This is a genomic window from Kitasatospora sp. NPDC096128, assembly GCF_040303105.1.
Taxonomy (GTDB): Bacteria; Actinomycetota; Actinomycetes; order Streptomycetales; family Streptomycetaceae; genus Kitasatospora.
Genome location: NZ_JBEOSP010000096.1, coordinates 1 through 9,293, shown reverse-complemented (window position 1 = coordinate 9,293; position 9,293 = coordinate 1). Strand labels below are relative to the sequence as shown.

General features: G+C 73.1%; 9 protein-coding genes. 2 read left to right on the top strand and 7 right to left on the bottom strand.

All coding sequences use genetic code 11. From position 1 onward, the window contains the following. The first annotated feature begins 287 nt into the window (after nt 1-287). The gene (locus ABTY61_RS41420) at nt 288-488 is read left to right on the top strand and encodes a hypothetical protein (RefSeq protein ID WP_350510425.1); all 201 of its coding nucleotides are present in this window, start codon (nt 288-290) and stop codon (nt 486-488) included. Between the two features lie 230 nt (nt 489-718). On the opposite strand, the gene ABTY61_RS41415 is transcribed toward ABTY61_RS41420, so the two are convergent. The 3 genes from ABTY61_RS41415 to ABTY61_RS41405 form a co-directional block, all read right to left on the bottom strand. Further along, the gene (locus ABTY61_RS41415) at nt 719-1,519 is read right to left on the bottom strand and encodes a hypothetical protein (RefSeq protein ID WP_350510424.1); all 801 of its coding nucleotides are present in this window, start codon (nt 1,517-1,519) and stop codon (nt 719-721) included. A gap of 226 nt (nt 1,520-1,745) precedes the next feature. Continuing rightward, nucleotides 1,746-2,258 (bottom strand): GNAT family N-acetyltransferase, encoded by a 513-nt coding sequence (locus tag ABTY61_RS41410; protein ID WP_350510423.1) that lies wholly within the window; start codon nt 2,256-2,258, stop codon nt 1,746-1,748. Then, nucleotides 2,252-2,719, bottom strand: a complete 468-nt coding sequence (locus ABTY61_RS41405) for a rhodanese-like domain-containing protein (protein ID WP_350510422.1) — start codon at nt 2,717-2,719, stop codon at nt 2,252-2,254. Before ABTY61_RS41405 ends, ABTY61_RS41410 begins: the two co-directional genes overlap by 7 nt. Before the next feature lie 173 nt (nt 2,720-2,892). Between ABTY61_RS41405 and ABTY61_RS41400 the strand changes: the two genes are divergently transcribed. After that, nucleotides 2,893-3,954 carry a hypothetical protein gene (locus ABTY61_RS41400; protein WP_350510421.1) on the top strand — a complete coding sequence of 354 codons (1,062 nt, stop codon included), beginning with the start codon at nt 2,893-2,895 and terminating at the stop codon, nt 3,952-3,954. Nucleotides 3,955-4,010: 56 nt separating this feature from the next. Here the strand turns inward: ABTY61_RS41400 and ABTY61_RS41395 are convergent, their stop codons facing one another. The 4 genes from ABTY61_RS41395 to ABTY61_RS41380 form a co-directional block, all read right to left on the bottom strand. Next, the gene (locus ABTY61_RS41395; RefSeq protein ID WP_350510420.1) at nt 4,011-5,207 is read right to left on the bottom strand and encodes an aminotransferase class V-fold PLP-dependent enzyme; all 1,197 of its coding nucleotides are present in this window, start codon (nt 5,205-5,207) and stop codon (nt 4,011-4,013) included. A gap of 11 nt (nt 5,208-5,218) precedes the next feature. Continuing rightward, on the bottom strand, nt 5,219-6,547 hold the full coding sequence (locus ABTY61_RS41390) for a pyridoxal-phosphate dependent enzyme (protein WP_350510419.1): 1,329 nt from the start codon (nt 6,545-6,547) through the stop codon (nt 5,219-5,221). After that, a complete protein-coding gene (locus tag ABTY61_RS41385; protein ID WP_350510418.1) occupies nt 6,544-8,073 on the bottom strand; it encodes a Y4yA family PLP-dependent enzyme in 1,530 nt (509 codons plus the stop codon). Before ABTY61_RS41385 ends, ABTY61_RS41390 begins: the two co-directional genes overlap by 4 nt. A 209-nt stretch (nt 8,074-8,282) precedes the next feature. Further along, a complete protein-coding gene (locus tag ABTY61_RS41380) occupies nt 8,283-9,068 on the bottom strand; it encodes a class I SAM-dependent methyltransferase (protein WP_350510417.1) in 786 nt (261 codons plus the stop codon). Nucleotides 9,069-9,293 lie beyond the last annotated feature (225 nt).

Sequence of the window (9,293 nt, the reverse complement as noted above, 5' to 3'; positions counted from 1 at the left end):
CCGCGAGATCTACCAGGTCCTGACCGCACCCAGCACTACATCCATCACCGCCGAGCAGCTCACCACCGCTGCTTGACATCCATAAGAGCATCCCGCCATCAGCGCTCCGGCGGCCAGGTCCGGTCTGAGGAGCCCGTCGCCGCCGCCGGCGGCCGACGCCCCGGCGACCGTTCGCGTCCGCCTGATTTCCGCAAAGCCGCCCCGGGCCGACGGGTGCTCTGGCATGCTCGCCCGAACGGCGGCAGGCTCCGGGTGACCGGAGCCTCACTCGGAGTCAGGGATGGGCAGTGCAGTACACGATCAGCGCGACCGCGTTCCTCGCGATCTTCATCGTCGTCCGGCTCCGCCGACGCACCGAGGCCCGGCGCCGCACCGATGAGGCGTTCACCGTCTTCACCGCGGTCGTGTTCGGCGTCCTGATCGCCGCCACGTCCTGGGGCCACGCCATCCTCCAACTCGTCGGCATCGCCGTCGAGGCCACCCACTGACCCGGGCGCTGCCGCCGGTGGGCCGTCCTGGTGTCCCCCGGCCGGTACGGCTGTCCTCCTGAGCGGTGCGGTGAACTGCTCCGGTGGCTCCGTACCTGATCCAGGACACCGCGCGCAGCCACGGCCGGGTGCGTCGCGGCCGCGGCCTGTGTGATCCACGGCGTATTGCCCGGGTGGACCGGCCCCGGTCGACCGGCGACCCGACCGAGTTCGCGGCGGGCGCCCCCGCGTCAGGCGGGGACGTCGGCGATGACGGCGTCGGTCAGCGGGGCGAGCAGCTTCGAGAGCTGGTCGAGGTCCGAGCTCCGGCCGTCGGACCACTGGGCCGAGCCGACGAGCATGCTGTGGCCGTAGGCCGAGAAGCGCTGAACGAAGGCGCTGTCGAGGGGCAGGGTGCGCAGGCCGGAGTCCTTGGGCGGGAGGTGGATGGCGACCTGGCGGGATTCGGGGTGGCTGCCCAGGACGGTCATCACGTGCGCGAGGTCGCCCTGGTCCTTCAGGGTGAGCAGCCCCAGGTTGTACTGGTTGCCGTCGGCGTCCTTGTACAGCGCCAGCTCGACGCCGAGGCAGCCCTGGCTCTGGGTGATCAATCCGGCGAGGGTCGCGGCCACGGTGTCCGTGCCGGTGCAGCTCGCCCGCGCCTCGGCGGACAGCCGTGTGTAGCCCTGCACACGTGCCGGGAACACGGACAGCGGGACCGCCTCGGTCGGGGCGCCGGCCTGCGCCGTCATGTCGTTCGAGGCGGGGGCGGACGGGGGAGGCGCCGTCGCACCTGTGGCCGCCGGCACGGCCGTCACCGCCGACGCGGGCGCGGCTGCCGGTTCCTGGCCCCCGGGCCGCAGCAGGTACGCTGCGGCGCCCGCGGCCACCAGCAGGGCGGCGGCCGCCGGAAGCAGTAGCCGACGCCGCGAACTCTGCTCGGCGGGTTGCCGGTCCGGTCCGTCGGGGCCCGGCTTCGGGGCCGAGGTGTTCTTCTCAAATTCCTTGACGAACTCTTCCCAGAGTTCGTCACCGGATTCACGCTTGGTCACAGCCTCAAGACCTTAGTGATCGCCACTGACACCGGGAAGACCGACCCCCCTCCGAAAGCCCGCCGGAGCCTCCGCCATCGGCCGCCGTACAGGGGAGTTGAGCCACTGCCAGGCCCGCCCGCCGGGATCGGACGATCGGCCATCGGGACATTCCGGAAAGGACAACTGGGTCGTCGACTGTCGAATTGCCGTGATTCCTCTGCTTCGTGGACGGAGGTCCACGGTTCTACGTCCGGTGCGGACCGGGGCGCTGATCCCTCGGGCGGGTGGCGAGGGAGAACCTGACCCTGGGGCGGGCCTGGGCGCCCGTGCGGTGGTAGAAGCGGATGGCGTCGGTGTTCCAGTCGGGCGTCTGCCACTGCACCTCGGCGGCGCCCAGGGCGGCCGCCGCGTCCGTCACGGCGTCGAGCAGGGCGCGTCCCCAGCCGCCGCCCCGGTGGGCTTCGGTGACGAAGAGGCAGTCCAGGTGGACGTAGTCGGTGGCCTGCCAGGTGGAGAACTCGCGGGAGTAGCAGGCGTAGCCGGTCAGTTCGCCGTCGTGGTCGACCACGAGGCACCAGGCCTTGGGATGCGCGGAGAACAGCGCGGGCTCCAGGCGGGCGGCGAGGTCGGCGGGTACGGCTTCGGCTCCGGCGCGCTCGTAGGCGGCGTGGTCGGCGCACAGGCGGGCGAGCGCCGGGAGGTCGGCGGCGGTGGCCGGGCGGATCGTGCCGCCCGGCCGTGCGGTGGTGGTCAGCACGCGCAGGAGATGCCCGAGCGCGGGGCGGTCAGGTCGTCGATGGGGCGGCTCTCGGTGCCGGTGGCGGTGTCGTAGGCGAAGCCCTCGCGGACCCAGTACTCGAAGCCGCCGAGCATCTCCTTGACCGGGTAGCCGAGGCGGGCGAAGGCCAGGGCCGCGCGGGTGGCGCCGTTGCAGCCGGGGCCCCAGCAGTAGGTGACCACGGTCTGGGTGGCCGGGTCGATCAACCGCGGTGCGAGCTCGGCGATCCGCGCGGTGGGGAGGTGGATGGCGCCGGGGATGTGGCCCTGGTTCCAGGCGACCTCGCTGCGGGTGTCGACCACCACCACACCGGGGGCGCCGGAGATCAGGTCGGCGCGGACGTCGGAGACGTCCGCCTCGAAGGCGAGGCGGGCGGCGTAGTGGGCGGCGGCCTCGGCCGGGGAGGCGGCGGGGACGTTCAGGACGGCGCTGGCGGACATCGGAGGACCTCTGTTCCTGCTGGTCGGGCGGGTTCGGTGCGCCGTTCCGGGTTTCCCCGTTCGGCGGTGACTCCATTCTTCGGCCCCCGGGCCCGCCCCCACGAGTGGCGTGAACGCCTGAGGTCGCCAAGATCCCGCCAAGCGCTGTCGGCCCGCCGGGAGAAGATGACGGCATGACGATCACACCCCGGCTGGTGGCCACGTACCCGGTCCCGGACCGGGACGGCACCCGGACCCTGCTCGACCCCACCGGCCCCGTACTCCGGCTGCACGTCCGCAGCGCCGAATCGCTGCGCATCCACGATCTGGGCGTACAGGCCGAGCTCGCGGCCGAGTTCCCGGCCCCGTCCCCCGAGCCGTGGTCGCGCAGCTGGCCGGCCCCCGACCTCTCCTTCGCCGTCTTCGGCACTCCGACCGGCTACGTCGCGGTCGCCCCGGACGGCCGGACGCTGTGGCGGCAGCCGTACGGCAGCTGGGAGGTGGACCGCTGGGGGTACGTGGCGTTCACACCGGCCGGAGCCGGCCGCCCGCCCCGGACCTGGCTGCGACTGCCCTCCGGACTGCCCGACAGCACTCTGCTGCTCACCCTGGACGCCGAGGGCGCGGTGCTCGCCCGGAGCGTGCTCCCCTGCGGCGGCTACGAACGCTTCGTCAGCCTGCTGCTGGACGAGCACGGCGAGGTCACCGGGGTGACCGTGTCCGGCGGCCGCGAGGCGGACACCCGCTTCCGGGCGCGCTGGGAGTCCGGCGCCCTCGTCCTGGGCGGGCGGCTGCCGCAGGACGGGGAGGCCGGCCGGCTCCCGGCCGAGCGCGAGTACCTGGGCTCGGACTCCCGGAACACCCGTTGCATGAGCGTCGACCGGAGGGGGCGGGACGTCAGCTGGCACGACCTGCCCTCGTACCGGGTCACCGCCACCCTGCGGCTGAGCGACTTCCCGGCCCCCGGCACCGGCGACTGCTCGGTGCACAACGCCCCGTCCATCTCCTCCTGGAGCGGCTTCGTGGACGACGGCACCGCGATGGTGACGCTCCACAACACCTACGACGAGGCCGCGGTGTACGTCTTCGGCGAGGAGCGCTGGCGGGAGCACAGCCACTGGCTCGCCGACCCCGCCACCGGCGAACTGTACGGCCGCGTCGAGTACCCGATGGCCGAGGTCGACACCGTGGTGCCGGTCGGCGACGGCACCTGGATCACCAGGGAGTGGGACGCCTACTACCGCTGGCGGCGGTGAACCGGTCGGCGTACGGAGTCGGTCCACCACCGCCCCGTCGCGGCGGGCCCGTGCTCCTACAGCCCGGTCAGGACGGCGAGCAGCCGGTCGATCTCCGCGGGGGAGTTGTAGGCGTGCAGGCTGACCCGGACCGAGGAGTCGGTCTCGCCGGCGCGGCCCTGGCAGTGGCCGTCGGCGCGGACCATCAGTCCGTGGCTGGCGAGGATGAAGCCGAGGTCGTTGGAGGGGATCCCGCGGTGCCGGAAGGTGACGATGCCCTCGCGCCGCTGCACCGGCGAGTCGGCGGCCAGGCTCTGCTGGCAGCCGAGGATGCGGTAGGCGTCGTGGCCGCGCAGGCCGTCGGTGAGGCGGGCGGCCAGGGCGCCGGTCCAGCGCTGGATGCGGTCGGTTCCGGCGGCGTCGAGCCAGTCCAGGGCGGCCTCCAGGCTGGCGATCCCGCAGGTGTTGGGGGTGCCGCTCCAGCCGCCGGGGCGGAACTCCGGGCCGCGGGTGTTGCGGGCCCAGACCGCGCCTGTGCCGGGCAGGGCGAGCGCCTTGTGGCCGGAGAAGACCACGAAGTCGACGTCGAGGCGGCCGACGTCCACCGGCAGGTGGCCGACGCTCTGCGCCGCGTCCAGGCAGATCGGGACGTCGGGGCCGACGGCGGCCCGGATCCGGTGGACGTTCATGTCGCCGCCGTACACGTGGTGGACGTGGGTGGCGGCCACGAACGCGGTCCGCTCGGTGACGAGTCCGGGCAGTGCCCGGTGGTCGTAGTCCTGCGAGGCGTGGTCATAGGGGAGTTCGCGCACCCGGATGCGCACCCCGCGCTCGGCGAGCGACTGCTGGGCCTCCAGCCAGGGCAGGGCGTTCGCCTGGTGGTCGGCGAACGGCACGATGATCTCGTCGCCGTCGCGCAGGTGCCGGGGCAGCCAGTCCCGGGCCACCGTGCGCAGGCCCTCGGTGGTGCCGCTGGTGAAGTGGACGCCGGAGGGGAGCCCGGGCGCCTTGTCGCCGAGGAAGGCGGCGACCCGGGTGCGGGCGCGTTCGACCAGTGCGGTGGTGGCGTTGGCCCAGGTGTAGGTGCCGCGCCCGGCGTTGGCGTTGGCGGTGGTCAGGTAGCGGTGGACGGTGTCGAGCACCGCCCGCGGCTTCTGCGCGGTGGCCGCGCTGTCCAGGTAGGCCTGCTCGGGGGCGCCGGTGATGATCGGGAACTGCTCCCGCAACTCCCGGTGCCAGCCGTCCAGTTCGGCGATTTCGTCGAGTGTGCGCATGGCGGCCCCGTTCAGTCCCGGACCAGCGGCGCGCCCGCGTCGCGCCAGCCGATGATGCCGCCCGCCAGGCTGCGGACGTCCTGGTGCCCCATCCGGGTGAGCAGCGCCGCGTACCGCACCGACTTCTCGCCGACCGGACAGGCCAGCAGGACGGGCTGCCGGGTGCCGAACGGCAGTCCGCCGTGCAGGAGTTCGTCGAACAGCTCGTCGACGATGTTGATCGAGCCCTCGATGTGCAGCGCGGCGTAGGCGAAGGGGCCGCGCAGGTCGACCACCAGCGGGCGGTCCTCGGCGATCCACTTGCGGGCGGCGTCCACGTCGACGGCCCGGACGGCGGCGAGTTCGGCCTCGGTCAGGGTGCTCACCGAGTTCGGCCGCGCGGGCCGGTCGAACAGCTCAGGACGGCGGTCGCGGAGGTAGCCGAGGTAGCTCTCGACCCGGTCGCAGACGATGAAGACGGCCGTCCGGCGCTCCTCGGCGTCCGCCGACTCGGCGTCCAGCGCCCGCAGGTGGCGCAGCGCGCCGTAGTAGGCGCCGCCGCCGGTGGGCCCGGCCAGCAGGCCGCAGCGGCGCACCAGGGTCAGCATGCCGTCGATGGCCTGGTCGGAGGTCACCGACTCGATGGTGTCGTAGGTGCCGGGGTCGAACAGGCCGACCTCGTGCACTTCGTCGATGGTGCGGATGCCGGGGATGAAGTCGGACTTGTGGGCGACCAGTCCGACCACCTGGACCGCCGGGTTGTGGGCGCGCAGCACGGTCGCCACGCCGGTGGAGGACCCGGCCGTGCCGACGCAGGCGATGAAGACGTCCGGGGCGCGGCCGTCGAGGTCGCGGACGATCTCCGGCCCGGTGCCGGTGAGGTGGGCGTCGAGGTTGAGCGGGCTGAAGTACTGGTCGGTGTGGAGGTAGCCGGACTCCGCCTCGGAGAGCATCCGGTGGATGCGGGTGAGCGGGTCGTCGGTGTCGGTGGGGTCGAGGCACTCGGCCCGGCCGGGCAGTTCCTCGATCTCCGCGCCGAGCAGCAGCAGGAGGTCCTTGATCTCCGGGACCTTCATCCGGTTGGTGACGCTCTTGAACGGCAGTCCGTGCATCCCGGCGATCAGCGCGAGCGCCTTGGCGGTGTTGCCGCTGGACAGTTCCACGACGGTGTCGCCGCGTTCGACGGCGGCCGGGAGCGCCGCACGGGTCATGTTCCAGGCGGCGCGGTCCTTGACCGAGCCGAAGGGGTTGAGCAGTTCCAGCTTGGCGTACAGGTCGATGTTGCGCAGGCCGGTCACCGCCGGGTCGATCCGGACCAGCGGGGTGTCGCCGATCGCGTCGGTGATGCTGTCGTACCTCATTCGCGTCCGTCCCCCTGCTGTGTCGTGGCCCCTGTGGTGTCGAGGGGCCAGTACTGCTCGTCGAGGCGCCAGTGCCAGGCGCCGTCCTGCCGGTAGGCGGCGACCTTGCGCGCGACGGGCTGCAGGATGGGCCCGCCGGCGTTGAAGTCCATCAGGTAGCCCGCGGTGTTCGCGAAGGCCAGCAGGTCGCCGGGGGCGGGGAGCCGGGGCAGGTGGACCAGCCGGCGGGTGATCAGGTCCGCCTCCAGGCAGAGGTTGCCGAGCAGGTGGACGCCCACCGGCTGGTCCGGCGCCGCGGGGGCGGCGGACCGGGGGATCAGCACCGGGTCCATCAGCACCCCGTGGTCCTCCAGGGCGGCGTCCCGGGCGTTCATCTCCAGTCGCACCATCCGCTCGCCCGCCGGCCCCCGCCGCACCTCCAGGACGCGGGCGAGGGTGGCCCCGCACTGGTCGACCAGGGCCCGGCCGGGCTCGACGGCCAGGTCGTACATGTTCTCCAGCAGCAGAGTGGCGAGCGGCCGGCCGAGGGTGGGCGCCCGCTGGGAGAGCAGCTCGTCCAGGTACGCCTCGGCGGCGATCGCGCGGTGCGCCGGGTACAGGCCCAGTGCGCCGCGCAGGGTGCCGGACTCGTTGCGCAGCCCGTAGCCGTGCCCCTGCCAGGTGAGCGCGGGGCGCCGGCCCAGCACGGCTTCGGTCAGTGCGGTGGTGTAACGCTCCCACTGGGCCGCGTCGGCCAGGTAGTTGACGCCGAAGCCGCCGCCGATGTCGATGGTGCGGGGGTGCAGGCCGCGGCGGTGGCAGTCGTCCATGACCCGGATGCAGGCCTCCAGGGCGACGGCCTTCTCCGCCACGCCGGTGGTGTCCAAGTGGTAGGCGACGCCGGTGAGTTCGACGGCGTCGCGGTGGCGTTCGAGGGCGTCGAGGAGGTCGTCGAGCTCGCCGACCGGGGAGCCGAAGCGGCTCGGCCGGGTGAGGACGGTGACGCCCGGCGAGCGGAAGCCGGAGAGCCGCGGCATGACGGGCACCCGGGGGAGGGCGTGCTTGCGCACCAGGTCGGCCAGGTCGTCGAGTTCGGTCCGGGAGTCCAGGTGGACGGTGGCGCCGGTGCGGGCGGCCAGCCAGAGGAACTCGCGGCTCTTGGGGCCGGTGGCCATGATCCGCTCGGGGGTGAGGCCGGCGCCGAGGGCGTGCTGGAGTTCGCCGAGGGAGGCGGCGTCCAGCCCGGCGGCCGTTCCGGCGACCGTTCCGGCGTCCGGCGCGGTGTCCGGCCCGGCGTCGGCGGCGAGCCGTCGGACGAGGGCGCTGGAGCGGTTGGCCTTGTGGGCGTAGTAGATCCGCCCGGTGAGGTGGTGCTTGCGGTAGACGGCCCGGAAGCGGGCCAGGTTGTCGGCGATCTGGTCGGGCAGCAGCAGGTTGAGCGGTGACCCGAGCGCGTCGACCAGGGTGTGCAGGAAGTCGGTTGTCTCCAGGAGGGATCGGAGCCGGGGCTCCAGCCGTGGTTCCAGGTACAGCGGTGAGGGCCGCATGGCGTTCTGCTTCCCGTCGGAGGTCCGGGCGTTGGGGCACGCGGCCGTCGACGGGCTGCCCCGGCCGGTCGACGACCGAGGGAAACGGTAACTGTTTTCACTTTGAATCAACAGCACTTTCTGTCACGCCATCGCAAAGTCTGTGCCAATGCGAAAGGAATCAATCCGCTTGTGACAAAAGGGAGTTGGATCTCGGACGGCGGTCCGGCTCAGCGCAGGGCCACCAGGACGGAGCTGGCGCCGTACTGCCACACCGATCCGGCCTGGCGGAAGCCCGCCACCCGCAGCAGCTCGGCGTGCTGGGCGGCGGACAGGCCGTTGTCGCCGCCCTCGCTGGGCGGCAGTTGGCGCTCGCGCGCGGCCAGCAGCTCGGCGAACTCGGGGATCCCGCGGGCGGCCTCCCACCACTGCGACCAGTCCTCGGCGGTGCCCACGCCCCGGCGCTGGGAGCGGCGCCGGCCGATCGCCAGCGCGAGCTCCGCGAGGGACGGCTCCTCGGGGACGAGGTGGTCGCCGTTGACCAGGACGCCGCCGGGCCGCAGCGCCCGGGCGAGGTCGCGGTAGATGCCGAGCAGCGCCTCCGGCGGCGGGTAGTGCAGCGCGGTGGAGGAGAGCACGGCGTCCAGCGGGCGGTCGAGTCCGAGGTCCTCGAGCCAGCCCGGGCGGCCGATCAGGGTCTCCACCCAGCGGGTCACCCGGGGGTGTCCGGCCCGGCCGAGCGCGAGCAGCAGCGGGTCGATGTCGACGGCGATGACCTCGGCGTGCGGCAGCCGCTCCGCGACCCGGGCGGACAGCGACCCGGGACCGCTGCCGAGGTCCGCGATCAGCGGTCTCCCGCGGTGGCCGACGACCTGTTCCACCACGTCGACGATCACGGTGAACCGCTCCTCGCGCTCCACCGCGTAGCGCTCCTGCTGGCGCTCCCAGCGCTCCACCCAGGCCCCGGCCAGGGTCGCGTCCACCGGCATTCCGACTCCCGCTGTGTCCGTGCGCATGCGCGTTCCCCGTTCGCTGCCAATGTGTGTCATGTCCATATGGATTGGCAACGGAAACCGGCCGGTGTGATCCGCTGCCTGCGCCGTAATGATATCCGTTTTCATCTATGCCGAGCGCGGCAGTCGGCGCGGAGCGTGTGGAGCGCGCGGGCGGCTCGCTGAACCGCGGGCTGGTGCCGTCCACCAGGCCGCGCTGCCCGTCACCGATCCGGCGCACCACCGTCT

What these genes read in the sequence shown, in the direction of transcription:
- ABTY61_RS41405 (WP_350510422.1), bottom strand. Translation starts at nt 2,719, where the DNA reads ATGTCCGCCAGCGCCGTCCTGAACGTCCCCGCCGCCTCCCCGGCCGAG.
- ABTY61_RS41400 (WP_350510421.1), top strand. Translation starts at nt 2,893, where the DNA reads ATGACGATCACACCCCGGCTGGTGGCCACGTACCCGGTCCCGGACCGG.
- ABTY61_RS41395 (WP_350510420.1), bottom strand. Translation starts at nt 5,207, where the DNA reads ATGCGCACACTCGACGAAATCGCCGAACTGGACGGCTGGCACCGGGAG.
- ABTY61_RS41390 (WP_350510419.1), bottom strand. Translation starts at nt 6,547, where the DNA reads ATGAGGTACGACAGCATCACCGACGCGATCGGCGACACCCCGCTGGTC.
- ABTY61_RS41385 (WP_350510418.1), bottom strand. Translation starts at nt 8,073, where the DNA reads ATGCGGCCCTCACCGCTGTACCTGGAACCACGGCTGGAGCCCCGGCTC.
- ABTY61_RS41380 (WP_350510417.1), bottom strand. Translation starts at nt 9,068, where the DNA reads ATGCGCACGGACACAGCGGGAGTCGGAATGCCGGTGGACGCGACCCTG.